Below are 24,941 nucleotides of genomic sequence, written 5' to 3'. Positions count from 1 at the left end.
ATTCCGCCTGAGCAGTGAGAGGAACTGTGAATGAAAAAGCTTTGGAAAAACTGTCATATCGCCACCATGCAAAATGGGCAATATTCCAGTATTGAACATGCTGCGATGGTCACTTCAGGGCAGCATATCCACTGGATTGGAACATTTGAAGATCTTCCTGCCGATGCTTATTCCGAAACCATTGATTTGAATGGCGCATGGGTCACACCAGGTTTGATTGATTGTCATACCCATAGTGTATTTGGTGGCAACCGTAGTGTTGAGTTTGAAAAACGCCTGCAAGGTGTCAGCTATGCTGAGATCGCAGCCAGCGGTGGTGGGATCGCCAGTACGGTTCGTGCCACGCGTGAAGCCAGTGAACAAGAGTTGCTTGCATCAGCATTGAAACGAGTTCGCTGCTTGCTTAAAGATGGTGTCACTACCATTGAGATTAAGTCAGGTTACGGTCTGGATTATGCCAATGAACGAAAAATGCTGCGTGTGATTCGTCAAATTTCAGATACCTTGCCAATGACCGTTCGTAGTACTTGCTTGGCAGCGCATGCTTTGCCGCCTGAGTACAAAGATCAAAGTGATGCTTATATCGAGCATATCTGCAATGAGATGCTGCCTAAACTGCATCAAGAAGGTTTAGTTGATGCAGTGGATGCCTTTTGTGAATATTTGGCATTTTCGCCAGCTCAAGTCGAACGTCTATTTAAAACAGCCCAGTCTTTAAATCTTCCGATCAAGTTACATGCTGAGCAGCTATCTGCATTGGGTGGATCGAGTTTGGCGGCACGTTATCATGCCTTATCGGCAGATCATTTAGAGTTTATGACTGAGGATGATGTCAAGGCGATGGCCGCTGCTGGAACGGTGGCGGTGTTATTACCGGGCGCATTCTATTTCTTGAGAGAAACCAAATATCCACCTTTAGACAGTTTGCATCAACATGGCGTACGCATTGCGCTATCCAGTGACTTAAATCCAGGCACATCACCAGCCTTATCTTTACGGTTAATGATGAATATGGGGAGTACCTTATTCCGTCTAACACCTGAACAGACTTTGGCGGGTGTGACGACGCATGCGGCACATGCATTGGGTTTACAAGAGACTCACGGCACTTTAGAGACTGGTAAAGTTGCAGACTTTATTGCGTGGGATATTGAGCATCCATCCGAGATTGTTTACTGGTTGGGTGGCGATTTACCGAAGCGGATTATTCAGCATGGCAATGAAATCTCAATCTAACAGCGAAGCTCATTTTTAAAGGACGCTAGACATAATGAATCATTCATTTACATGGCAGGGGCGTAAAGATGGTGAGGGTGCTGAACACTTAAGGATTCACCAAGTCGTCAATACCACACCACGAGCTGATTATGCCTTGATTGGCTTTAGCTCGGATGAGGGCGTTAAGCGTAACAAAGGGCGCTTGGGTGCAGCAGATGCACCTGACAGTATTCGTGCGCAATTGGCTAATTTACCTGTGCATCAACCAGTCACGATTACCGATATTGGCACTGTGGTATGTGACGGCTCCAAACTGGAACAAGCACAGGCTGAATTGGCTGAACAAGTTGAAAGAAGCCTCAAACAGGGCATGAAGCCGATTGTGTTAGGCGGTGGCCATGAGGTGGCTTTTGGTAGCTTCTCAGGTCTGTTTCAATATCTGCAAAATCATGAGCCGAATAAGAAGATCGGCATCATCAATTTCGATGCACATTTCGACTTGCGTGAAGCTGAACAGGTGACTTCTGGCACACCTTTTTTAAATGCAGCAAAACTGTCTGAACAGCATCAACAAGAATTTAATTATTTGTGCATTGGCGTAGCGAAACATTCAAACACCAAGGTTTTATTTGAAACCGCAGATCGGCTGAATTGTACTTATATTTACGATTATGAGTTGCAGCAACAAAATGTTGAAACTTTAATCGAAAAGTTGACAGCTTTTACCGGAAAAGTTGACTATTTGTATATTACAGTTGATCTTGATGTATTTAGTGCTAGCATTGCGCCAGGTGTAAGCGCACCTGCGGTTAAAGGGATTGATTTATCCGTCTTTGACCCATTACTAGAGGCCATTAAGGAAACCGGAAAGATTAAAGTTTTTGATGTGGCGGAATGTAATCCACGGTTTGATTTGGATAGTAGAACTGCCAAATTAGCCGCTTATATAATTTTTAACTACATATTTGATTGATGGATCATGTGAATTCATCAAAAGGTTAAAACATGTCTAATTTATCTTATGTCTCTCAAAATGACGGTCCATGGGCAACTTATCTTGAACAGATCGAGCGTGTTGCTCCATATCTAGATGGTTTAGAAGACTATGTGGACACATTGAAGCGCCCAAAACGTGCTTTGATTGTCGACGTGCCAATTGTTATGGACGATGGCACAATTCGTCATTTTGAAGGTTATCGTGTACAACACAACTTGTCACGTGGTCCGGGTAAAGGCGGTATTCGCTATCACCCAGATGTAGATTTAAATGAAGTAATGGCTCTTTCAGCATGGATGACAATTAAAACTGCGGTGGTAAATTTACCATTCGGCGGTGCAAAAGGTGGCATTCGTGTTGATCCGCGTCAACTTTCACCACGTGAATTAGAACGTTTAACACGTCGCTATACCAGCGAAATCAGCCATATCATTGGCCCACAAAAAGATATTCCTGCACCAGACGTGGGTACCAATCCAAACGTGATGGGTTGGATCATGGATACTTATTCATCTGGTCAAGGTCATACGGTGACGGGTGTTGTAACAGGTAAACCGGTACACCTCGGTGGTTCTCTTGGTCGTATTAAAGCAACAGGCCGTGGTGTATTTATCACAGGTCAACAAGTTGCTGAAAAAATCAAATTACCTTTAGACGGTGCGAAAATTGCGGTTCAAGGTTTTGGTAACGTCGGTAGCGAAGCTGCATATTTGTTTGCAGACTCGAAATCGATCATCGTGACGATTCAAGATCACACAGGTACGATTTTCAACCCTGAAGGGATCGATCTTGCTGCATTAAAAACTCACATGGAAACTCACCAAGGTGTGGGTGGCTTTGCTGGTGCGCAAGTGATTAGTGATGAAGAGTTCTGGAATGTAGAGATGGATATTTTGATTCCTGCTGCATTGGAAAGCCAAATCACAGTTGAACGTGCTCAAAAATTAACTGCAAAGTTAGTGCTTGAAGGTGCGAACGGCCCAACATTCCCTGAAGCAGATGATGTTTTGGTTCAACGTGGTATTACGGTTGTTCCTGATGTAATCTGTAACGCAGGTGGTGTAACCGTATCTTACTTTGAATGGGTTCAAGATATGTCGAGCTACTTCTGGTCTGAAGAAGAAATTAATGAAAGACTGGACAAGTTGATGATTCAAGCCATTAACGATGTATGGCACAAATCAAGCGAAAAAGAATGTACTTTACGTACAGCAGCCTTCATTTTAGGTTGTGAGCGTATCTTAAAAGCACGTAAAGAGCGTGGTATTTTCCCAGGCTAATTTTAGCTGTGCTTTTGAAACGACCTTAAGGTGTAAACTTTAAGGTCGTTTTTTATTGCTGAATCAATCCAGAAAGAAATCTTTTTGTAGCTGGGTGTTGCCACTGACACAGGCATACTGAGCGAAATCAGTGATCCCGATCCGTGCCAGTGCTTGTTCATCTGTGAGGCTTTGTCCCGTTAGTTCACCTTTGACCGTACTGTAAATTGCAAAAGCAGCGTCCGCCATGATCTCCGGTTTACGACTCAATTGACGCGTATTTTCCTCACCTAAGTTCTTCGACACTGCTGCTGTAGCGATATAGGTTTCAGGCCATAGCGTATTACATGAAATACCATAGTGACGAAATTCTTCTGCCATACCCAAAGTTAGGATTGTCATACCATATTTAGACAAGGCATAAGGCGAGAGCATCCCCAACCATTTTGGTGACATATTCACAGGTGGCGATAAGCTTAAAATATGCGGATGTTCAGCTTGTTTGAGATAGGGTAAGACAGCCTGCGTACAAATAAAGGTTGCACGGTGATTAATGCTTTGGATCAGGTCATATTGTTTTAATGAAGTGGCTTCGACACCCGTGAGCGCAATCGCCCCCGCATTATTAATCAGTACATCAATACCACCAAAGTTCTTGGCTGCTTGTTGCATGGCAGCAAGGATCTGCTGTTCATCTCGTACATCTAAAAGTAAGGGCAGTGCTTTGCCACCAGCAGCTTCAATCTCTTCGGCGACGCTATAAATTGTGCCTGTTAATTTGGCTGTTTCCACTTCAGTTTTTGCAGCAATGACAACATTTGCCCCAGCTTGTGCTGCTTTCAGCGCAATGGCTCGGCCAATTCCGCGACTGCCACCAGTAATAAAAATGGTTTTTCCTTGCATATTACTCATGTCGATGTCCTATATTTAATTTTTATCAATATGTCGTTAAATCATAAAAGGATGTGCAAATTTTTCTGGATTGTAGAGCTGTCGTTGTTTGGCAATCTCAACAATGCGATGGCGCAATTGACGTTTGATTACGGCATAGGTTAGGCGATGCTTTTGTGACATTTCTTCTGCAAGCTTAAAGACTTCAGCATTTAATGATTCAGCAGGATGAATCTGATGAACCACATGTGCGTCTAAGCACTCGATTCCTGTCATGGATTTACCTGTTAAGGACATTTCCCAGATCGCATGTTGATTGGGAAGGAGTTGCACAATTTCTGCAATACAGTCGGTAAAAGGAATAGTCAGTTTGACTTCTGGAAAGCAAAAACGTCCTTTGTCTGCCCGCATCAAGCGAAAATCACATGCAGATGCCAAAATTGCACCACCTGCATAAGCATTGCCATTAATTTCCGCAATGACAGGGAGGTTAAGCAAGGCCAAGCGTAGCAGCATATTTTCTAGTTGTGTGGTAAAAGCTTTTTTATCTTGCATGGATTGCTGCATTAACCAAGCAAGGTCTAAGCCATTGCAAAATGTTTTAGGATGGTCGCTTTGAATGACTAGGCAAGCATTATGCGAAGGGCGCTCGATCTCATCAAAGATCTCGATATATTCATTCAGTACATCTTGATTTAAGACATTGTCCTGATCGCCATTGGTTAAGGTGAGAACATAAATAGACTGCTGTTGATCAAGCGTCATGGTGGTCATTGAAGCGCTTCCTCATTCTGCGATGGTTGATTGATTGCAGTCATTATTTCGAATAAAACACTCGCACAATAGGTGTGACTATGCCATATTGATGATCATTTTAGGACAGTGGATGTGCGATGCGAGATCCTTTTGGATTGTTTCAAGAAACCATCTCGGTTTCTTATGCACATCTATTATTAGAAATTGTGCATAATTATGCGATTGATATTGAAATAGTTTTATCTGGCACAGGATTAGTGCTGGCAGAAATGAAACAAGCCGATGCCAAAATGAGTGCACATCAATGGTCAAAACTGGTGGTCAATGCTTTAAGGCTGACGGGAAATCCGCGTTTGGGCATTGAATATGGCTTTAAATTACGCCCCACTTCGCATGGAGCCTTAGGTTTTGCATTTTTGAGCTGCACTGATGTTGAAACTGCATTAACGCTGTGCCAACAGTATTTCTGTACACGAATCCAGAACTTTACCCCTGAATCGTATATTGATGAAGACTTTGTCTATGTCTATTTGGATGGTGTACATCCTGTTAAATTTGGCAATGAGCAGCAATCTGATCAATTACGGCAGTTTATGATTGAAAGTTTGTTATTTGGCGCAATACATTTTTTAGCTTTGTTTTCTGAAAACATTGTTGAACGTTGTGAGGTCTTTGTTGATTGGGCCGATGCACAAAATTATAAACGTATCGATTTATCTCAGATCAAGATTCATTTTAATCAGCAACGCAATGGCCTGCGCTTCCCCAAGCAATATCTGCATTGTAAAAATCCAAATGCTGATCAAGTCGCATTCCAGCAGGCATTATTGTATTGCGAAAATGACAAATTGAAATTACTCAAAGAATCGACGCGTGACCTGCAGAAAAGCATTCGTTCTGAGTTGTTGTATAAAGCTGGCAATACTTATCCGACATTAGCGTTGATTGCACAGCGATTGAATATGTCTGAACGAACCATCAAGCGACATTTGCAGGCACAAGGAACGACGTTCTTGCAGATTTTGGCTGAGGTTCGTTTTAGTCAAGCCAAGAAGTTACTGCAACAACCACAATATAGTATTCAAGATGTTGCAACTCTGGTGGGGTATGAAGAAGCCACTAATTTTATTCGCGCTTTTAAAAAGATGTTTGGGGAAACACCGAGTCAGTATCGGAAAAGCTATTTGTCCAAGGCCGATTCATCCGACATCGCCAACTGAACCGTTTCAATAAAGCGTTTTAACGAATGCTGAATCTGTTCTGTCCATTCGAAGGAACAATTCATACGAATAAAATGTTGATGTGAGGGCAACACATTAAATAAAGGGCTTGGCGCAACACCTACTTGTTGTTGAATCAGCTGTTCATAGACTTGCATACTACTGACTTTATCAGGCAGTTGAATCCAGAGAAAATAGCCACTTGGATAGTTATATACCTTACAGTCTTTCGGTAGATGTTGTTTGAGATATTGAAAGAATTGTTTTTTATTCTTTTCCAAAGCCCGTCTAAGCGTTCTTAAATGCTTTTCATAATGATGATGGGAGAGAAACTCAACCAGTGCATTCTGGATCAGCGCATTGGCTGAAATGGTACTCATCAATTGCAAATGCTGAATATGTTCGGAAAATTTGCCAGCATAGACCCATCCCATACGGAACCCTGAACCCAAGGTTTTGGAAAAAGAAGAGCAGTGCAACACCAGATTCTGCTGATCGAAATACTTCATGGGCAGCGGCTTTTGATTGCCATAAAACAGTTCTTCATAAACATCATCTTCGATCAAATGAATTTGATGTTCATGCAACAGCTTGGCAATTTTATATTTGATCTCATCGCTGACGGTAAAGCCAATCGGGTTATGTGCATTTAACATAAACCAGCACACTTTGATCGGATAGTTTTTAATGACCTGTTCAAAAGCTTCAATATCAAAGCCATGTTGTGGATGTTCTGGGAGGGTAATCACCTTGAGTCCCAAACGTTCAGCTGCCTGCCATGCGCCATAGAAGATGGTTTGCTGCAATAAAATATAATCGCCCGGTTGAGTAATCGCTTGCAGGGAAAGATTCAACGCTTCTAAACCACCAGATGTAATGACAATGTCATTTGCATCGGTTGGAATCCCTTGCATACAATAGCGTTGCGCGATGAGTTTCCTGAGTGCTAAATTCCCAGGCGGTAGGTTGGTGGTCTGATCATAACTATGACGATTACGGGAAAGTTGCCCCATGATCTGAATCAGTTTGGGCGGATAGAGTAACTGACTATCTGGAAATGCAGAGCCTAGTGGGCTGACCTGTTTGGATTGGATCGATTTCAGGTATTTAAACACCAAAGAGTTAATTTCAATTTTGGGGTTTAATGAGACCACCGAATAAGCTTGTGGAATTTGGATATTATTTTGCTCTGCTACAAAATAACCTGACTTTTCTTTTGAATAAATCAATCCTTGCGCTTCCAGTTCTTGGTAAGCGTTCATTACGGTAATTAAGCTAAACCCTGATCGTTGCACTTGCTCACGTAAAGAAGGAAGTTTGCTGTGCGGCTGCCATGATCCATTTTCAATGAGAAGTTTCAGGTTGTGCGCTAATTGTTCTGATTTATACATAAAGTAAAGTGAATCCATCTTGATGGAACAGCTTGGTATGCAAGCTGTTCCATCTCTTTTTTAATAAGCAAACATCAATAGCAGTCTAAAGAGACCTGCAATGATGGCGAGTGCAAAAAATCCAAGTAACCACAGTATTATAAACCATTGCGTTTGGCTTAAATGCAGAGATTTAATTTTCATGCCAAGCTGCTCCTTAGTGATAACCCGTATCTCCAACCCGTACTTTATCTCGAAATACCCAGTACGACAGGATGGTATAGGCGATAATGATTGGGATCAGAATTACCGCACCAACCAATGCAAATTTCTGACTAGAATGCGGTGCCGCTGCTTCCCAAATCGTGACCGATGGTGGAATGATATTCGGCCAGAGGCTGATCACAAATCCAGTAAAGGCCAAGAACACGAGTGCCAAGGTATAAATAAAAGGTTTAAAGTCCTGACGCTCTTTACATGCTTTTAAAATCAAGAATGTAAATAGCAGTACTAAGATGGGTACAGGGCTAAAATACAGCAGATTCGGCAAAGCAAACCAACGCGCTGCAATTTCAGGATGGGTCAGTGGGGTATAGAGACTGACACCTGCAAAAACCACAAATAGCAGCATGATCAGTTTAGGCATCAGTGCATACATCTGATCTCGTAGCTCATGGTCGGTTTTCATAATCAACCAGCCACAACCGAGCGCTGCATACATGGCAACCACACCCAGTCCGGTAAATAAGGCGAAAGGAGTGAACCAATCTAAACCTGAACCTGAGAAAATACCATTGGTGGTTTGGATGCCCTGAATATAAGCGCCTAAAATTACGCCTTGCAGGAAGCTGGATAGAATTGAACCCCAGATAAAGGCTTGATCCCATAAATGTTTGGTGCGATTGGCCTTAAAACGGAATTCAAAGGCAACGCCACGGAAAATCAATGCAATCACCATCAAGGTAATCGGCATATATAAGGCTGAAAGAACGGTTGAATAGACCAATGGGAAGGCCGCAAACAAACCTGCACCACCAAGCACCATCCATGTTTCATTACCATCCCAGACCGGTGCGACAGTATTCATCATCACATCACGTTCTTCACGGCTTTTGATGAAAGGGAACAGAATGCCAATACCGAGATCAAAACCATCCAAAATGACATAGATCAATACACCAAGACCGATAATGCCGACCCAAATCAGAGATAAATCAATCATGGCGGTTCTCCTCTTTGGTCTGGTCTTGTTGGTCAATGCTTTCATCGACCGCACTTAATGGACGCATTGGGGTCTTGAAGTGACCATGGCCAGCTGGCTCAAGATCAATCGCTTCAATAAATTCAGGACCTTTTTTCAATAGTTTCAGCATGTAGTAAATACCGCTACCAAACACGATGGCATAGACCACCACGAAAATGATCAAACTGATACCGACTTGATCGGCAGTCACGGTATGCGACAAACCATCTTTGGTACGCATCACCCCATAAATCACCCAAGGTTGACGGCCAACTTCAGTCGTCACCCATCCCGCCAGTAAGGCAATATAGCCTGTAGGCCCCATGACAAAAGCGAATTTATGAAACCAAGATGATCCATAAAGCTTGCCTTTTTTACGCAGCCATAAGGCAACGAAAGAGAGCAGCACCATTAACATGCCAAGTCCGACCATGACACGGAAACTCCAAAACACAATGGTTGAGTTTGGTCGGTCTTCTGGGGCGAAGTCTTTTAAGCCTTTGACTGTACCATCCATAGAATGAGTCAAAATCAGACTGCCTAGATTTGGAATCGCAATTGCATATTTGGTACGTTCTTCTTGCATATCTGGAATGCCAAATAAGTACAGTGGCATTCCTTCATCATAATTGGTCTCCCAATGACCTTCCATTGCGGCCAATTTTGCCGGCTGATGCTTCAAGGTATTTAAGCCATGATTATCACCAATCACCACTTGCAAGCAGGAAGTGACCAGCACCATCCAAAGCCCCATTGAAAATGATTTTTTGATCAGTTCATCACGACGGCCTTTGATCAGATGCCATGCTGCAGTACCCACCACAAGTAAGGAAGACACTAAAAATGCAGCAGCGGCCATATGGGCAAAGCGATAAGGGAAGGAGGGATTAAATACGATCGCCCACCAATCGGTTGGAATAATGATGCCATTCTCGATCGTAAAACCTTGCGGTGTCTGCATCCAACTGTTGGAGGAGAGAATCCAGAACATGGAAATACAGGTGCCGATGGCAACCATCAAGGTGGCAAAGAAATGGGCTTTGGGGCTAACTCGTCCCCAACCAAACAGCATGATGCCCAAGAAGCCCGCTTCCAAGAAGAAAGCACTCAATACTTCATAAGTGAGCAAAGGGCCAGTCACGCTTCCCGCAATACGGGAAAATTCACTCCAGTTGGTACCAAACTGGTAGCTCATCACTACGCCAGATACCACACCCATCCCAAAGGCAACCGCAAAGATTTTGATCCAGAATTTGAATAAATCTTTATAAATGGGGTTTTGAGTACGCAGCCATTTCCATTCCAACATGGCAAGAAAACAGGCGAGACCAATCGAGGTGGCGGGAAAGATAATGTGAAATGAAACAGTAAACGCAAACTGTATTCGGGCTAATTCTAAAGCAGTGAGACCGAGATCCATATATCCTCTCCTATAACAGACCAGCAAAAGCAGTCGCTAGGAAAATGTGAAAGAACGGACTTAAATGTTTGAAAATAAGCAGAACCTGAAAAAGCTGTGGCTTGGATATTTAAAAGCGATTTAAGTTTTATTCATCATCCAATATTCTGTTGTATATGAGTAGGTACAATTTCTTTTTGTTTTTTTATAACAGATGGGGTGTCCATAAATGATCTGTTATATTTTTTTAGCGAAACTCTGTAGCTATTCAGTTGTTTGTACCTGATTCAAAATAGCATCAAGCAACGATGCAGTGTGTTAAATATTGATCAAGCATTGTAAGTCGTTTGAATGACACTAATTCGGACTGAATGGCGTATGACTATGTTTATCACTAAAGAACTTAATGCGTTGACTCAGCTTTTTCAAAGCAAAGTGCCTTCGCAAGCAGTACAACAACAGCTAAGTCTTGAATATGTAAATCTTGAAGCAACCTTATTAAGAGGCAAGGTACTGAGAGATTTTTCTAAGGAGAAGGTCGCTTATATTGCTCAAGCTGAAATAGTGGAAAATGACAATAATCTCGCCTATTTATTTGCACCATTTATGATTGCCAATTTAAATCAGCCGGTGATTTATACCACGCCAGTCTCGTCCTCTGTACTTAAGATATTGAATCAATACTATCAAGCCGATAAAAGCGTCAATCTTAAAATCGAAGATGTGATTCATAGCCTAAAACTGTATATCGAGCTGGTCGATGATGCAAAAGCAGAGCAAGATTTTCTGTTCCGTTGTTTAGTCAAGGCACTGTGTCGTACAGATGTTTTTCATATTTTTTTGGTCACGCATTTATCCTTAGATCAGCAACAGATTCAGATCCTAGAAGAGTATTTTGATGTAAAAATTGATGTGATTGATGCTGATCGTAGGCCAAGCATGCTCAATGATGAATTGATTAATACGCGCAAACTGCTATTTAAAAACAAAGATGAAGCACATAAAAACCTGTGTACTTTGTTTTCCAGTCTTAATGCAAATCTAGTCGCGAAGATTGGTCAGTTTAGCCCAGCCCAAGCGGCTCATTTAATCGAGGATATGTTCTATTCGGAACATATTTTTGAAAAGTTATCGGTCTATGCCGAATACATGCAAACCCGTATTCAAAATGGCGCTAGTTTTAAGGCTTTATCCACCATGTAATTGTTATGAATTAAGTTTTAGTCTTTCAATAGGAGCAGAGCTCATGTCTCAACAGCAATCAAAATTCCCATACCTTGCGGTTGGAATCAGTATTTTATTGGGTTGTTTATTCTTAGTCTTTTTCTTTCTGGCTGTGAGCAACCAACCTGATTATATGCCATCGCAACAGAAGCAAAATGCTGCTCATGTACAATCAACAGTTCAATCAAATAAATAACTATTTTTTAATCCGAAGCTTGTTTTTTCTCTCTTACTGGTGATTTTGAGCACTTGCCAGTAAGTTTTTTTTGTTTTGGGCTTGGTTGTAATTGTTAAAATCAAGAGAGATTTTAACGCTCTAATTGATCGAATGAGACAAATCAAGAATAGAAAAGAAGCACAATTCATGTTAATCCTATCTGTAGCAAATGTTAAAAAATAGCTCAGATGAGGGCAACATGATGGATAACTCAGAACAAACCATTCATAAGCAAGAAAATACCAGTTTTGCCAGAATTGAACCCTATACCCAACCCGCAGGTGGATGGGGCGCATTACTGAGTGTCGCCCGAAACCTAAAAAGACAAGATATTTTAAAAAAAGGTTCAATCACCTTACTCAATATTAATCAGCCGACTGGTTTTGACTGTCCGGGCTGTGCATGGCCTGAGAAGAAAGATGCGCATGCCTTTAACTTCTGTGAAAACGGTGCCAAGGCTGTGGCTTTCGAAGCAACCAGTAAAACGGTAACACCTGAATTTTTTGCACAGCATACCGTGAGCTGGCTCGCTGAACAGAATGATTTCTATCTGGAAGATTTGGGTCGTTTAACTGACCCGATGCGTTATGACCCAGTCTCGGATAAATATGTACCGATTTCTTGGGATGAAGCTTTTCAGTTAATTGCCAAACATCTACAGGCGCTTGATCATCCTGATCAAGCTGCATTTTATACCTCTGGTCGTGCCAGCAATGAAGCGGCTTTTTTGTACCAATTATTTGTCCGCAGCTTCGGGACCAATAATTTTCCAGACTGTTCCAATATGTGCCACGAAACCACCAGTGTTGGCTTAAAAGATGCGATTGGTTTAGGTAAGGGCACGGTCATTTTGGATGATTTCGATCAGGCAGATGCCATTTTTAGCTTTGGGCATAATCCAGGCACCAACCATCCACGGATGTTGGCAACCTTAAGAGAGGTTTCGCGTCGTGGTGGTAATATTGTTGCCATTAATCCTATTAAAGAGCGTGGTTTAGAGCGTTTTCAAGACCCACAAGCGCCGCTAGAAATGATGACCAATGGCAGTACTCCAATCAGCCGTTATTATTTCCAGCCCAAAATTGGGGGGGACTATGCGCTGATGTTTGGGGTGATGAAGCATTTACTGGAATGGGATAAAAAGGCGCTTGCGAAAGGAAAAGCAAGCGTTTTTGATCGTAGCTTCATTGAAATGAATACCATTGGTTTTGATGAGATGCTGGCGGAGATAGATCGTACTGAATGGTCTGAAATTCATAAACATACTGGACTTTCACCTGAGCATTTAGAATCGATTGCCAAGATGTATATGGATGCAAAAACTGCTATTTTTTGTTGGGGGATGGGTATTACCCAACACCGTCATGGTACAGCCAATATTCATATGTTGGCGAACTTGATGCTGGCACGAGGACATATTGGTCGTCCAGGGGCTGGTCTTTGTCCAGTGCGTGGGCACAGTAATGTGCAAGGCGACCGAACCATGGGAATTAATGAAAACCCAAGTGATGCCTTGCTAGATAGTATTGATCGGGTATTTGGCATCAAGTCACCGCGTAAACATGGTTTTGGTGTGGTCGATACCATTAAGGCTATGTATGAAGGTGATGTAAAAGTCTTTATTGGTTTGGGCGGAAACTTTGCGGTCGCAACGCCTGATACACCTTATACCCAAGAAGCATTACGCCGTTGTAACTTAACCGTTAACATTACTACCAAGTTGAATCGTAGCCATCTGGTCTGTGGCAAAGATGCGTTGATGCTACCTTGCTTAGGGCGTACCGAAATAGATATGCAAGTGCATGGCGCACAAGCAATTTCGGTGGAAGATTCGATGTCGAATGTGCATCTTTCAGCAGGACGTAATCCACCGATCTCTGAAAATATCTTGTCTGAACCCGATATTGTGGCGCGTATGGCAGAAGCAGCATTGCCTGAAAGTAAGGTGAAATGGCGTTGGTATATCGAAAGTTATGACCGTATCCGTGATTCGATTGCCGATGTTTTTGATGAATTTCATGATTTCAATCAACGGGTCTATCAACCAAGTGGTTTCCATTTGGAGCATCCTGCCAATCAGCATGTCTGGAATACACCAAGTGGTAAAGCCCAGTTTTTGATTACACCACTGGCCGAAGTTTACGAAGATAAAGAAAATCAATATGCGGCTGCTTATAGTGAACAGCAGGTGTATACCTTGATGACCACTCGTTCGCATGACCAGTACAACACCACGTTATATGGTTTGGATGACCGTTATCGCGGTGTATTCGGGCAACGCCGTGTGTTGTTTATGAATCAAACCGATATTGATGCAGCAGGCTTTGAAGCAGACCAATGGGTTGATATTGAGAGTGTATTCTCGGATGGTGTGAAACGGATTGTACATAGTTTCCGTATCGTACCGTATAACATTCCACAAGGTAGTCTGGCGGCTTATTATCCAGAAACCAATCCCTTAGTGGCTTTGGGTAGCCATGACAAATACGCCAAAATTCCAGCGTCTAAAAGCATCCCTGTGATTTTGCATGCAGGTAATGCACCAGCACATTTTAATTTGAATGTTGAAGTTGACCCTGAGCATGCCAATGAACGCGTGAGTAACGCATAGCTGATTGGAAATCTATTTTTTCGAATCAGTGATGCAAATGAGGTAAGTGTGGACACAAAAACACGAGGTTATGAAACGATGCAAGTGCATCGTTTCCATCGCGAGATTTCTGAAAATGAACTGGATTATATTGTTCAGGAGTATCCTGTTGCCTTAATTTATAATGGTATTTCGCATGCCGTCATGATGGCAACACCATCGGATCTAGAGGTCTTTGCCAAAGGCTTTAGTCTCTCGGAAGGAATATTACAAAATTTAAGCGAGTTGTATTCACTCGATATTCGTCAAAATGAATTGGGGGTTGAAGTGGACATGACCATTTCATCCCGTGCTTTCATGGCTTTAAAAGCGCATCGACGTATGATGGTCGGGCGTACAGGTTGTGGTTTATGTGGTATTGAAAGTCTAAAGCAACTCTATGCAAATCTACCTGCGGTCAGTACCCATGTTTCTTCAACATGGTTAAGCCAAATTCCAAATGCAATTGCACAATTAAAAGTCAGACAAAAAATTACTGAACTGACCGGTGGAGCACACGCCGCAGCATGGGTCGTGAAAGGTCAGATCGTAGCGTTATTTGAAGATGTTGGTCGGCATAATGCTCTAGATAAATTATTGGGGTACTTGGCTGAACAGAAAATGGATGTTGCGGAGGGTTTTGTGGTGATGACCAGTCGTGCCAGTTATGAGTTGATCCGCAAATGTGTGCAATCCAATATTGCTCTATTGGCGACCATTTCTGCACCCACCAGTATGGCGATTGAAATGGCAAAACAATTAAATCTCACCTTAGCCAGTTTTTGCCGCGGTGAGAGCTTTGTTTTATATACTGAATAATGGTAAAAATTTGTGATTTGGCTGATCTCTAATGCATTGATTTGTGTAGGATATGAGCATTAAGTTTTTTTATTCCCAAATATTATGAATACACCTTTAAGACCTCAGCCTGTGATCAATAATCTTTCAGGTGAAAATGCTTTATTTATCGTACTCGGAATCAATAGTAATCCTGATCATTCAGGGGTAATTGATTTTCTTGCGAATTTTTCCGCATTGGTACGCAGTCTGACCAATCGTTTTCCGAATAGTAATTTTAGTGCCTCTGTAGGGATTGGTTCGAATGCCTGGGACTTACTGTTTCCTGAGTTAAATAAACCGAAAGAGCTTGCGCCATTTCAGGAAATCAAAGGGCCAAAATATACCGCCGTTGCAACAGCTGGGGATTTGTTTTTTCATATTCGCGCCAATCAAATGGCGATCTGCTATGAACTTGCCTCGATTTTGCATGAGCAACTCAAAGAGGATACCTATCCAATTAGCGAGACCAAAGGCTTTCGTTACTTTGATGGTCGTGCCATTCTTGGTTTTGTGGATGGTACAGAGAATCCTGAGCATGAAATTGCCAAAGAAATCGCCTATGTTGGTTCGGAAGATGCTGAATTTCTTGGCGGCAGTTATGTGTTTATCCAAAAATACCTGCATAACATGGAGATGTGGAAAGGGCTGACCACAGAACAGCAGGAGAAAGTGATTGGTCGTAAAAAGTATGATGATGTGGAGCTAGGGGATGATGTCAAGCCGCTCAATGCCCATAACGTTGTCAGTAAAGCCCATGATGCAGAGGGCAATGAGTTGAAAATTCTCAGAGCCAATATGCCGTTTTCAAATCCGTCTGAGGGGGAATACGGTACCTTCTTTATCGGTTATTCACGCTCTTTTAATATCACCAAAACCATGCTTGAAAATATGTTCCTTGGCAAGGAAAATGGTCATGTCGACCGCCTACTTGATTTTAGTACCGCTGTTTCAGGTAGCCTATTCTTTGTACCGACCTTTGATTTTCTCGAAGATTTAGGCGAATAAGTTTAATCCGCTGAAATCAATCGGTTTATTTCAGCGGAAAATCTTTATTGGCTTATCAGATATTGTTGCAACGGGTCACGGAATTGATCTGGAATACGACCTGATTTTTGCGTGCTGAAATCAAAATACACCTGAACCGCTTTGCCACGTGCAACGCAGTGCTCATTTTGCCAAGCTTCATGCGCCACAATAAAAGAAGAATTGCCGATATGTTCAATCCATGTTTTGATTTCGATATCCGCGCCGTAATAGATTTGTGCAACAAAATCAACTTCAACCCGAGCGAGAATCAAAGGTAGATTTTTGATTTCCATACTTGGGTTGAATAAGCGAAAAACAGGTTCACGTGCAGTTTCAAACCAGCCTGTAATGACAGTATTGTTGATATGTCCAAAAGCATCGGTTTCATAGAATCTGGGTGTAATCGAAAGTGTAAACATAGATCAACTGTTATTTTTCATTTAAAGCTCAATACTATAAGGGCTGAATATGTAAAAATCAGCCCCAATAACAGACTTAAGCGTTTATGAATGCTGGGATAGCCCACCGCCTAAAGCTTTATACAATTCAATCTGATTATTTAACTTGCTTTGTTCAAGCATCAGTAAGCCTTGTTGGGCTGCATAAGCAGAACGTTGTGCATCCAACACGGTTAGATAACTGTCAATCCCTGCTCTAAATCGGGCGGTGGATAATTTATAAGTGGTATCGGTTGCAGCAACCAAACGGCGTTGTGCCGCTAAACGCTCGTCAATATGGGCATGTGCAGCCAACGCATCATTGACCTCACGAAAAGCGGATTGAATGGCTTTTTCATAATCTGCCAGTGCAATTTGTTGTTCAGTTTCTGAAATTTTAATATTGGCTTTACGCGTCCCCCAATCGAAAATAGGCAGGTCGATACTTGGTCCAACTGACCAAGCAAAGCCACCTGATTTAAATAAATCTTTAAGTTCGGTTGAGGCATAGCCAGCTGAACCTGTCAGGCTAATCGTAGGGAACATACGTGCTTTGGCTGCGCCAATATTGGCTCCAGCAGCACGTAATTGATATTCAGTCGCTTTGAGGTCGGGGCGGTTATTCAGTAAGTCACTGCTTAAGCCAGTTGCAAATGTGGTTTCAGTACTAATCATTTTTACGGCTTGATTCGGCAAGAGATTTTGAGGAACTGATTGACCAGCCAATAGATCCAGTAAGTTTTGTGCTTGTGCCACTTGAGTTTTATAGGCGGCAACATCATTTCGTGCAGTCTCAACTGAAATTTGTGCCTGACGCAGTGGAACCTCGCTATCAATACCGACATCAAAACGTTTTTTGTTCAGGTTATAGGAATCAAGTTGTGCTTTTAAGGTTTGTTCTGCAAGATTAAGGTTGGCCTGAGCAAAGGCATAATCTAACCAAGCTTGTGAGACTTGACTGACTAAACTGATCTGTGTGGCTTCTCTGGCACTTTGGGTCGCAAAGTAATTATTTAAGGCCACATCTTTTAAGCTTTTGACTCGGCCCCAAAAATCCAGTTCATAAGCCGTCATTCCTAGTCCAACTTGAAAAGTTGAATAAGGATTGTTTGGGTTCGCAGATGGATTCACCTGTCGAACAGCACTGCCATTTGCTCCAATAGTAGGTAACTGGTCATTTTTACTGATCTGATATTGCTGTTGGGCACGCTGAATATTGAGTGTTGCAGTACGTAAATCACGGTTGTTATTTAAGCTGATTTCAATCACTTGTAATAAACGTGGGTCAGAAAAAAATTGTTGATAACCTTGATTGGCAATCGAATTTCCAGTTGTGGTTTGAGAAAAATTTTGTGGAATATCCGATTTGATCACAGGTTTTGGTGCCTGCAGATTCATACATGCAGTTAAGGCAATCGAAAGCGTAGAGACAAGCAGGCCACGAGATAAGACAGTCGCTTTAGACATGGTCTTCTCCAAATAAGATGAGGATAGATACTGAGGAGGAGTCAGAGGAAACCCATTGATTCCCTCTGCTCTATGTCATTTAAGATGGATTTTTTTGTTTCGATGAAAACAGCTTTTCAACTGTACCCAGAATGAAAATAAAGAACACTGGGACAAAGAAAATTGCCAGAATCGTCGCTGAAATCATGCCGCCAAATACACCTGTACCTAAGGCATGCTGTGTTTCTGAACTTGCCCCTGAGGCGATGACCAATGGAATGACACCACAAGTAAAGGCTAAGGAGGTCATCAGAATCGGGCGTAAACGAAGTTTTGCTGCGGCAACGGTGGCCTCGACTAAACTCATGCCTTCTTCTTTCAGCATCTTGGCAAATTCAACAATCAGAATCGCGTTCTTGGCAGATAAACCAATAATGGTAATCAGACCAATTTTAAAGAACACATCATTCATCAAGCCTCGAGACATAATCGCAACCACTGCGCCAAAAATACCTAAAGGGACGACCAGCATCACTGAAAGCGGAATTGCCCAACTTTCATAAAGTGCAGCCAGAACAAGGAATACCACGAGCATTGATAGCGCCAGCAGGAAGGCCATTTGTGATTCAGATTGCTTTTCCTGTAAGGAAATACCCGTCCATTCATAGCCGATGCCTTTTGGCAATTTGGCAATCAGGTTTTCCATTTCGCGCATGGCATCGCCTGATGACGTATCGAAGTTTGGGATACCTGCAATACTCAACGATGGGCGACCGTTATAGCGGTTATATTGCTGTGGCGCTTTATTCCACTGCGGTGTGACCACTTCAGATAGCGAGACCAATTGACCATTTGAGCCCATCACTTTCAGATTCAAAATATCTTTGAGTTGCATTCGTGATTTGGCATCGACCTGTACAATGACTTGTTGCATACGTCCCTGATTTGGGAAGTCATTGATATACATCGAACCCATTGACGTTGAAATGATGTCAGAAACGTCAGAGAATTTCACACCAAGAACATTCAATTTCGCACGGTCAATTTTTAAAGAAATATTGTCACCTTGCGGTAAGCCTTCATTCCAAACCATATAGAACTTTTTGTTCTTGGCAGCCATTTCCATGAGCTGGTCTTGTGCAGCTAAAAGTGCAGGCATGCCCAAGTTGGCACGGTCTTGCAAGCGTAAGCTAAAGCCAGAAAAAGTCCCAAGTTCATCAATGGCAGGTGGTAATACCGCCATTGTTGCACCTTCTTTACTGTGCGCCATGCTGGCATTAACGGCATTGGTCATTTCAGTTGCTGTTGACGTACGGTCTTTAAAGTCGGTTAATGTGGTAAAAGCAACAGCTACGTTTTGGCCCGCGCCACTAAAGCCCCAACCCATGATGGTCGTGTTACTTTTAACATTTGGATTGTCTTTTAGACTGCTTTCAAACTCATTGACGACGCCTCGCGTTCTTTCAGCCGTGGCATCAGAAGGCAACTGGAACGAAGTCAGGAACCAGCCTTGGTCTTCTTCTGGCATAAAGGCGGTTGGCCAGTATTTCATGCCTGCAAAAGTAAGACCTGTAATGACCACAAAGATCACCATCATTGGAATACTATGTTTAATCACTTTAAGCAGGATCAATTCATACTTTTTAGTGACTTTATCGAAGCTGCGATCAAACCATGCAAAAAAGCCTTTCTTCTGATGGTGGCCATCAATTGGTTTAAGAATCGTGGCACACAATGCAGGCGTTAAGATTAATGCCAATAATGCTGAGAACAGAATTGAGACTGACATGGTTAAGGTAAATTGTTGATAGATAATACCGACCGAACCACTGGCAAAGGCCATCGGTAAGAACACTGCTGCCAAGACTAAGGTAATCCCAATAATCGGACTGGTAATTTCCTTCATTGCCTTGGACGTTGCTTCTTTTGGAGACAGTCCTTCAGTCGCCATAATTCGTTCAACGTTTTCGACCACCACAATTGCATCATCGACGATGATACCAATCGCAAGCACCATACCAAACATGGTCAGTACGTTAATCGAGAAACCTGCCAGTAGCATCACCGCAAATGTACCGAGTAGTGCAATCGGTGCAACAATGGCTGGAATCAGGGTATAACGAACATTATGCAAGAATAAATACATCACAATGAAAACCAGTACCATGGCTTCAAGTAAGGTATGAATCACTTTTTCAATCGAAATTTTTACAAAAGGTGCGGTGTCATAAGGAATACTGAACTGCATACCTTCAGGTAAATTGAGTTTTAATTCTTCAATCTTGGCTCTGACACCTTCCGCTGTTTTGACAGCATTGGCACCAGGACTGAGCTGAATCGCAGCAGCCGTTGCAGGTTTGCCATCTTCTAAAATGGCAAAGTTATAGGCCTGTGAACCCATTTCAACTTCAGCCACATCAGAAAGTTTAATCACGCTACCGCTGGTTTTACTTTTTAGGCTGATATTTTTAAATTGTTCAACATCGCCTAATTGACCTTGTGCCGATAGTGGGACGGTAATCAATTGACCTTTTGCTGCAGGGAGATCACCTAATCGTCCTGGTGCGATCTCGACGTTATTTTCACGGATGGCATTATTAACGTCACTGATCGATAAACCATATGACACCAATTTATTGGGATCAACCCAAATACGCATGGCTTTTTCAGCACCGAAGGATTGAACTTTACCAACGCCTTCAACACGTTTAAGTTCTTCGACTACGTTACGAACTAGATAATCACTGAGATCAACTTCGGAATACTGTCCATTGGGTGAATTGATTCCGACCAACATCAAGAATCCCGATGACGATGCCTCAACTTGCAAGCCTTGTTGACGAACCACTTGCGGTAACCGTGCTTCAATGGCTTTGATTTTGTTTTGTACATCAACCTGTGCCATATCCACATCTGTACCCGGTTTAAAGGTCGCAGAAATCTCCGCAGTACCTGAGGTATCTGTAGTTGAGCTATAATACAGCAGGTTTTTTACCCCTGACATTTCACGCTCAATTAAGGTAACTACGCTGTCATTAATGGTCTTGGGTGTAGCACCTGGATAAGTCGCACTAATATTGACTTGTGGTGGTGCAACACTTGGAAAGCGGGCAATCGGCAATTTCGGAATACTGAGTACCCCAAATAAAATAATGAAAATCGCAATCACCCATGCGAAAACAGGGCGGCGAATGAAGAATTGTGACATCATCATTGAGCTCCTTGTGGTGCAGGTACTTTCCACGTGCTTATTTCAAGTTTTTGATTGGGCTGAATACGATCAACACCTTCCACAACGATTTTGTCGCCTGTTTTAAGGCCTTTATTGGCGATGTAGAACTGATCATATTGTTGTCCCAGTTCAATCGGGCGAATATCAGCGGAACCTTTGGCATTGATCACATAGACTTGCGGGTCGCCATTGATATTGCGTTGAATTGCTTGAGCAGGGACAAGCAAAGCTTGAGGTACTGAAGCCCGGTCGATATTGACGCGGACATACATGCCTGGGAGAAGTTTTCGTTCAGGATTCTGAACTTCGATACGGATGGTGACATCACCTGTTTCAGGGTCAACATTAATGTCCTCAAATAGCATTTTGGCAGTGACGTTATACGCTTGACCATGGCTATTAGAAATACGTACAGTTTTTTCATTATTGGCAGACAACTCACCACTTTGTAGCGCAGCTTGCAAACGTTCGTATTCACTAATCGACTGTTTTACATCAACATAGACTTTATCGATCTGCTGTACCGTTGCCATAGTATTGGCATCACCTTGGCTGACCAATGCACCTTCAGTCACAAAAGATTGCCCAATACGGCCCGAAATCGGGGCACGAACAGTGGCATATTGAAGGTTCAGGTTTTGACGGGTAAGTAAGGCTTTCATTTGCGCAACATCTGCTAAGGCCTGACGATATTGAGCTTGTGCATTACTGACTTCTTGCTTACTGATCGCATTACTTGGAAGTAATTGCTCATAGCGCTCTAGCTGAACTTTTAAACGAACCACTTCAGCTTCGGCCTTATTGAGGGAGGCCTGATTACTATTCACATCAGCCTGAAAAGTTTCCGCGTTAATTTTATAAAGTGCTTGACCTGCTTTAACTTCACTGCCTTGTTTAAATAGCACTTTTTCAATAATGCCACCGACTTGTGGGCGAATTTCAGCAGTTCGGAAAGCCTGTACCCGTGCTGGCAAATTTTCGCTAAAGTTCACCGATTGCGGCTGAATATTTAAAACGCTCACTTTAGCAGGGGGTGTTTCTGCTGGCTTTGCCTCCTCAGAACCACAGCCTTGTAGCACAAGTCCGATAGATAAAAATAATGGAAGTAATAGATGCTTTTGCATTCTGTCCAAACCTTGGGAGTTTTTGATGCTGGCATTATTTTCGAACTTTGTGTAACGATCATCGCTGAAGTGTGGAAAAAGTGTGGAGATCAACAGATAAATCATCGTATGATGAATCGATTGTTTTATTGATCTAAATCCTTATGTTTGAGCACTCTTTTTCTTTCGATTGCCATGACAAACTTATTCTTGTGGTAGAGGATGAGTATGATATTGGGGACATCATTGAGCACTATCTTAAGCGTGAAGGGATGCGCGTGATTCGGGCAATGAATGGTAAACAGGCGATTGAAATCCATGCTACACAAACAATCGATCTGATAGTGTTGGATATTAAATTACCTGAACTGAATGGCTGGGAAGTATTAAGCAAAATTCGGCAAAAGGCGCAAACCCCCGTGATTATGCTCACCGCATTGGATCAGGAAATTGATAAAGTCATGGCATTACGGATCGGTGCCGATGATTTTGTCGTCAAACCATTCAATCCGAATGAGGTGGTGGCGCGTGTTCAAGCGGTGCTGCGACGCGCTCAGCAAAGCCAGCAGGCACCCAATAAAAATCTAAGTTATAAAAATATTGAAATTAATACCGATATTCATAGTGTCTATATTCATCAGCAGCATAAGAAGGTGATGGTGAATTTAACCCTGACTGAATATAAAATCTTGCTACAAATGATTGATCATCCTCATAAAGTCTTTACCCGAAGTGAACTGCTGAATCATTGCCTACCTGATAGTGATGCCTTGGAGCGCACCGTTGATAGTCATGTCAGTAAGCTGAGAAAAAAACTGGAAGAACACGGCTTGCAACAGATGTTGATTAACGTGCGTGGGGTCGGTTATCGCCTCGATCATCCTGTGGAATGAGCATGTTTTGAATGTTGATGGCTTTAATTTAAGTTATCAGATTTGCTCTTCTGTGATCTGAAGGAAGTAAATAAATGTTTGAATCCATTTTTAATCTTTGTCCAATATTCTTTACCCAATAAGGCAATTACGATTAACAGCAGAATTTCACCCCCAATCGCCATTGCTGTCATGATCAACGCTTTATGGGGAATGTCTAAGAATGGAATAATGGGAAAGGCAAGCCAGTAAGCGATGACAATGCTCAACAGAACGAAGCCAATTTTTTTACGTAGATTGAGTTTTGGTTTTTGCATTTTGGTCACATCAATAAAATTTTGATGCTGCTATTTTTGGAAAGGTTTGATGATGAATGATCTTGAATGTGTGGAAAAAGTGTGTAAATCACTAAAAAAATCAGCGTATCATGTGAAAAATTTAGGTTAATTGATTGGAAAAATCCAATGAAGAATAAGTCAGGTATTAGTAAACAGTTGTTTATCGCATTAAGTATCGTGAACTTAAGTGTGACGCTGTTTTCTATTTTGCTTGGCTATTTTATTTATAACTATGCGATTGATGTGGGTTGGATCACGTTGAGTTCCTTGCAGGAAGATTGGACCGAATTTCATTTTGTCGACTGGATTTGGCTATCTACAGTGATTTTTTGTGGGGGTGTCATTTCCATTATTATCGGAATGCATTTGGCCCAGCGTTTTATTAAGCCGATTAATTTCTTGGCAGATGCAGCAAAGAAAATCAGTCAGGGTGATCTGTCCGCACGGGCAGATGATAGTCAAATTCACTCCACTGAAATCGCTGAGTTGATGCAGAATTTTAATCATATGGCGCAGCAACTAGAAAGCTCGGTTGAAAATGCACAGGTCTGGAATGCCGCAATTGCACATGAATTGAGAACACCAATCACGATTTTGCAAGGCCGCTTACAAGGCGTTTTAGATGGGGTGTTTCAACCTGATGAAGCATTGTTTAAAAGCTTGCTCAATCAGGTGGAGGGATTATCACATTTGGTTGAAGACCTGCGGACACTCAGTTTGGTGGAAAATCAGCAGCTGAGATTAAATTATGAAAAGATTGATTTTAAATTGCATGCGGAGAAAGTTTTAAAGCTGTTCGAAGATCGCTTGGCAAAAGCTCAACTTATTCCTGTATTGGAGGTCAGCGCCACATTTATAAATTGTGATCGTCGGCGTATCGAGCAGGTTCTGATTGCCTTGATTGAAAATGCAATTCGCTATGCCAATGCAGGCACATTAAAAATTTCCTCAAAGCAAGTCTCGGATGAATGGATCTTACAAATCGAGGATGAAGGCCCAGGTATTGCTGAAGAATATCAACAGGATTTATTCAATCCTTTCTTTAGATTGGAACAGTCTAGAAATAAAGAGTTTGGTGGGACTGGCTTAGGTTTGGCAGTTGTACATGCGATTGTCATTGCGCATAAAGGTGCAATCGAATATAGCAACCCGAATCACAATAGTGTGTTTACGATTTATCTGCCTGTTCACGTTTAATCTAAGTGATTTAGGCGATTGTTAGTG

The 24,941-nt window shown here is 42.2% G+C and carries 22 protein-coding genes; 11 read left to right on the top strand and 11 right to left on the bottom strand.

Features of this window, described 5'->3' with window-relative positions; genetic code table 11:
• The first annotated feature begins 30 nt into the window (after window positions 1–30).
• The 3 genes from hutI to F902_RS14420 are packed head-to-tail and all read left to right on the top strand — an operon-like array spanning window position 31 to window position 3,495.
• Window positions 31–1,236 (top strand): imidazolonepropionase, encoded by a 1,206-nt coding sequence (gene hutI, locus F902_RS14430; RefSeq protein ID WP_005204520.1) that lies wholly within the window; start codon window positions 31–33, stop codon window positions 1,234–1,236.
• Window positions 1,237–1,270: 34 nt separating this feature from the next.
• Window positions 1,271–2,191, top strand: a complete 921-nt coding sequence (gene hutG / locus F902_RS14425) for a formimidoylglutamase (RefSeq protein ID WP_005204519.1) — start codon at window positions 1,271–1,273, stop codon at window positions 2,189–2,191.
• 32 nt (window positions 2,192–2,223) lie between these two features.
• A complete protein-coding gene (locus F902_RS14420; protein WP_004654197.1) occupies window positions 2,224–3,495 on the top strand; it encodes a Glu/Leu/Phe/Val family dehydrogenase in 1,272 nt (423 codons plus the stop codon).
• Between the two features lie 63 nt (window positions 3,496–3,558).
• Here F902_RS14420 and F902_RS14415 read toward each other — a convergent pair whose 3' ends face one another.
• Entirely contained in the window at window positions 3,559–4,386 is an 828-nt protein-coding gene (locus F902_RS14415) for an SDR family oxidoreductase (protein ID WP_005204518.1), read from the bottom strand.
• Window positions 4,387–4,422: 36 nt separating this feature from the next.
• Window positions 4,423–5,139, bottom strand: coding sequence for an enoyl-CoA hydratase/isomerase family protein (locus F902_RS14410; protein WP_005204517.1), 717 nt, complete (start codon window positions 5,137–5,139; stop codon window positions 4,423–4,425).
• 119 nt (window positions 5,140–5,258) lie between these two features.
• Between F902_RS14410 and F902_RS14405 the strand changes: the two genes are divergently transcribed.
• Window positions 5,259–6,341: a helix-turn-helix transcriptional regulator gene (locus F902_RS14405; protein ID WP_005204516.1), complete on the top strand. Its 1,083-nt coding sequence runs from the start codon at window positions 5,259–5,261 to the stop codon at window positions 6,339–6,341.
• Here the strand turns inward: F902_RS14405 and F902_RS14400 are convergent.
• From F902_RS14400 to F902_RS14390, 4 genes are read right to left on the bottom strand one after another with little or no spacing between them, the layout of a single operon-like run.
• Entirely contained in the window at window positions 6,302–7,732 is a 1,431-nt protein-coding gene (locus F902_RS14400) for an aminotransferase-like domain-containing protein (RefSeq protein ID WP_017402352.1), read from the bottom strand. The genes F902_RS14405 and F902_RS14400 overlap by 40 nt on opposite strands.
• A 60-nt stretch (window positions 7,733–7,792) precedes the next feature.
• Entirely contained in the window at window positions 7,793–7,915 is a 123-nt protein-coding gene (locus F902_RS22995; protein ID WP_004654187.1) for a hypothetical protein, read from the bottom strand.
• Window positions 7,916–7,928: 13 nt separating this feature from the next.
• Window positions 7,929–8,933 carry a cytochrome d ubiquinol oxidase subunit II gene (cydB, locus tag F902_RS14395; protein ID WP_004806263.1) on the bottom strand — a complete coding sequence of 335 codons (1,005 nt, stop codon included), beginning with the start codon at window positions 8,931–8,933 and terminating at the stop codon, window positions 7,929–7,931.
• Window positions 8,926–10,374, bottom strand: a complete 1,449-nt coding sequence (locus tag F902_RS14390; RefSeq protein ID WP_005204514.1) for a cytochrome ubiquinol oxidase subunit I — start codon at window positions 10,372–10,374, stop codon at window positions 8,926–8,928. The genes cydB and F902_RS14390 overlap by 8 nt, the downstream gene beginning before the upstream one ends.
• 363 nt (window positions 10,375–10,737) lie before the next feature.
• Between F902_RS14390 and F902_RS14385 the strand changes: the two genes are divergently transcribed.
• The 5 genes from F902_RS14385 (at window position 10,738) to F902_RS14370 (ending at window position 16,268) form a co-directional block, all read left to right on the top strand.
• A complete protein-coding gene (locus F902_RS14385; RefSeq protein ID WP_017402353.1) occupies window positions 10,738–11,556 on the top strand; it encodes a hypothetical protein in 819 nt (272 codons plus the stop codon).
• 43 nt (window positions 11,557–11,599) lie between these two features.
• Window positions 11,600–11,773 (top strand): cbb3-type cytochrome oxidase assembly protein, encoded by a 174-nt coding sequence (locus tag F902_RS22685; protein ID WP_005204510.1) that lies wholly within the window; start codon window positions 11,600–11,602, stop codon window positions 11,771–11,773.
• Between the two features lie 223 nt (window positions 11,774–11,996).
• Window positions 11,997–14,405, top strand: coding sequence for an FdhF/YdeP family oxidoreductase (locus F902_RS14380; RefSeq protein ID WP_026057559.1), 2,409 nt, complete (start codon window positions 11,997–11,999; stop codon window positions 14,403–14,405).
• A gap of 48 nt (window positions 14,406–14,453) precedes the next feature.
• Window positions 14,454–15,242, top strand: coding sequence for a formate dehydrogenase accessory sulfurtransferase FdhD (gene fdhD / locus F902_RS14375; RefSeq protein ID WP_017402356.1), 789 nt, complete (start codon window positions 14,454–14,456; stop codon window positions 15,240–15,242).
• A gap of 84 nt (window positions 15,243–15,326) precedes the next feature.
• Window positions 15,327–16,268, top strand: coding sequence for a Dyp-type peroxidase (locus F902_RS14370; protein ID WP_005204502.1), 942 nt, complete (start codon window positions 15,327–15,329; stop codon window positions 16,266–16,268).
• Between the two features lie 44 nt (window positions 16,269–16,312).
• Here the strand turns inward: F902_RS14370 and F902_RS14365 are convergent, their stop codons facing one another.
• The 4 genes from F902_RS14365 to F902_RS14350 form a co-directional block, all read right to left on the bottom strand.
• Entirely contained in the window at window positions 16,313–16,708 is a 396-nt protein-coding gene (locus F902_RS14365) for an acyl-CoA thioesterase (RefSeq protein WP_005204501.1), read from the bottom strand.
• Between the two features lie 84 nt (window positions 16,709–16,792).
• Window positions 16,793–18,193 (bottom strand): AdeC/AdeK/OprM family multidrug efflux complex outer membrane factor, encoded by a 1,401-nt coding sequence (adeC, locus tag F902_RS14360; protein WP_005204499.1) that lies wholly within the window; start codon window positions 18,191–18,193, stop codon window positions 16,793–16,795.
• 79 nt (window positions 18,194–18,272) lie between these two features.
• Complete coding sequence (locus F902_RS14355) at window positions 18,273–21,383, bottom strand: efflux RND transporter permease subunit (RefSeq protein WP_005204497.1); 3,111 nt, start codon at window positions 21,381–21,383, stop codon at window positions 18,273–18,275.
• Entirely contained in the window at window positions 21,383–22,528 is a 1,146-nt protein-coding gene (locus F902_RS14350) for an efflux RND transporter periplasmic adaptor subunit (protein WP_005204496.1), read from the bottom strand. Before F902_RS14350 ends, F902_RS14355 begins: the two co-directional genes overlap by 1 nt.
• A 143-nt stretch (window positions 22,529–22,671) precedes the next feature.
• Between F902_RS14350 and adeR the strand changes: the two genes are divergently transcribed.
• Entirely contained in the window at window positions 22,672–23,400 is a 729-nt protein-coding gene (gene adeR, locus F902_RS14345; protein ID WP_005204494.1) for an efflux system response regulator transcription factor AdeR, read from the top strand.
• 23 nt (window positions 23,401–23,423) lie between these two features.
• On the opposite strand, the gene F902_RS14340 is transcribed toward adeR, so the two are convergent.
• Window positions 23,424–23,696 (bottom strand): transporter suffix domain-containing protein, encoded by a 273-nt coding sequence (locus tag F902_RS14340; RefSeq protein ID WP_005204492.1) that lies wholly within the window; start codon window positions 23,694–23,696, stop codon window positions 23,424–23,426.
• Window positions 23,697–23,843: 147 nt separating this feature from the next.
• Between F902_RS14340 and adeS the strand changes: the two genes are divergently transcribed.
• Complete coding sequence (gene adeS, locus F902_RS14335) at window positions 23,844–24,914, top strand: two-component sensor histidine kinase AdeS (protein WP_005204490.1); 1,071 nt, start codon at window positions 23,844–23,846, stop codon at window positions 24,912–24,914.
• Window positions 24,915–24,941: the final 27 nt, after the last annotated feature.

Origin of the sequence: Acinetobacter higginsii (assembly GCF_000369525.1) — a bacterium.
GTDB lineage: Bacteria > Pseudomonadota > Gammaproteobacteria > Pseudomonadales > Moraxellaceae > Acinetobacter > Acinetobacter higginsii.
The sequence above is the reverse complement of the archived record's forward strand: the minus strand, read 5'-3'. Positions and strand labels throughout refer to the sequence as shown.

What these genes read in the sequence shown, in the direction of transcription:
- F902_RS14350 (WP_005204496.1), bottom strand. Translation starts at nt 22,528, where the DNA reads ATGCAAAAGCATCTATTACTTCCATTATTTTTATCTATCGGACTTGTG.
- hutG (WP_005204519.1), top strand. Translation starts at nt 1,271, where the DNA reads ATGAATCATTCATTTACATGGCAGGGGCGTAAAGATGGTGAGGGTGCT.
- F902_RS22685 (WP_005204510.1), top strand. Translation starts at nt 11,600, where the DNA reads ATGTCTCAACAGCAATCAAAATTCCCATACCTTGCGGTTGGAATCAGT.
- F902_RS14405 (WP_005204516.1), top strand. Translation starts at nt 5,259, where the DNA reads ATGCGAGATCCTTTTGGATTGTTTCAAGAAACCATCTCGGTTTCTTAT.
- F902_RS14355 (WP_005204497.1), bottom strand. Translation starts at nt 21,383, where the DNA reads ATGATGTCACAATTCTTCATTCGCCGCCCTGTTTTCGCATGGGTGATT.
- adeS (WP_005204490.1), top strand. Translation starts at nt 23,844, where the DNA reads ATGAAGAATAAGTCAGGTATTAGTAAACAGTTGTTTATCGCATTAAGT.
- F902_RS14400 (WP_017402352.1), bottom strand. Translation starts at nt 7,732, where the DNA reads ATGTATAAATCAGAACAATTAGCGCACAACCTGAAACTTCTCATTGAA.
- cydB (WP_004806263.1), bottom strand. Translation starts at nt 8,933, where the DNA reads ATGATTGATTTATCTCTGATTTGGGTCGGCATTATCGGTCTTGGTGTA.
- F902_RS14370 (WP_005204502.1), top strand. Translation starts at nt 15,327, where the DNA reads ATGAATACACCTTTAAGACCTCAGCCTGTGATCAATAATCTTTCAGGT.
- adeR (WP_005204494.1), top strand. Translation starts at nt 22,672, where the DNA reads ATGTTTGAGCACTCTTTTTCTTTCGATTGCCATGACAAACTTATTCTT.
- F902_RS14340 (WP_005204492.1), bottom strand. Translation starts at nt 23,696, where the DNA reads ATGCAAAAACCAAAACTCAATCTACGTAAAAAAATTGGCTTCGTTCTG.
- F902_RS22995 (WP_004654187.1), bottom strand. Translation starts at nt 7,915, where the DNA reads ATGAAAATTAAATCTCTGCATTTAAGCCAAACGCAATGGTTTATAATA.
- F902_RS14390 (WP_005204514.1), bottom strand. Translation starts at nt 10,374, where the DNA reads ATGGATCTCGGTCTCACTGCTTTAGAATTAGCCCGAATACAGTTTGCG.
- hutI (WP_005204520.1), top strand. Translation starts at nt 31, where the DNA reads ATGAAAAAGCTTTGGAAAAACTGTCATATCGCCACCATGCAAAATGGG.
- F902_RS14415 (WP_005204518.1), bottom strand. Translation starts at nt 4,386, where the DNA reads ATGAGTAATATGCAAGGAAAAACCATTTTTATTACTGGTGGCAGTCGC.
- F902_RS14420 (WP_004654197.1), top strand. Translation starts at nt 2,224, where the DNA reads ATGTCTAATTTATCTTATGTCTCTCAAAATGACGGTCCATGGGCAACT.
- adeC (WP_005204499.1), bottom strand. Translation starts at nt 18,193, where the DNA reads ATGTCTAAAGCGACTGTCTTATCTCGTGGCCTGCTTGTCTCTACGCTT.
- F902_RS14410 (WP_005204517.1), bottom strand. Translation starts at nt 5,139, where the DNA reads ATGACCACCATGACGCTTGATCAACAGCAGTCTATTTATGTTCTCACC.
- F902_RS14365 (WP_005204501.1), bottom strand. Translation starts at nt 16,708, where the DNA reads ATGTTTACACTTTCGATTACACCCAGATTCTATGAAACCGATGCTTTT.
- F902_RS14380 (WP_026057559.1), top strand. Translation starts at nt 11,997, where the DNA reads ATGGATAACTCAGAACAAACCATTCATAAGCAAGAAAATACCAGTTTT.
- F902_RS14385 (WP_017402353.1), top strand. Translation starts at nt 10,738, where the DNA reads ATGTTTATCACTAAAGAACTTAATGCGTTGACTCAGCTTTTTCAAAGC.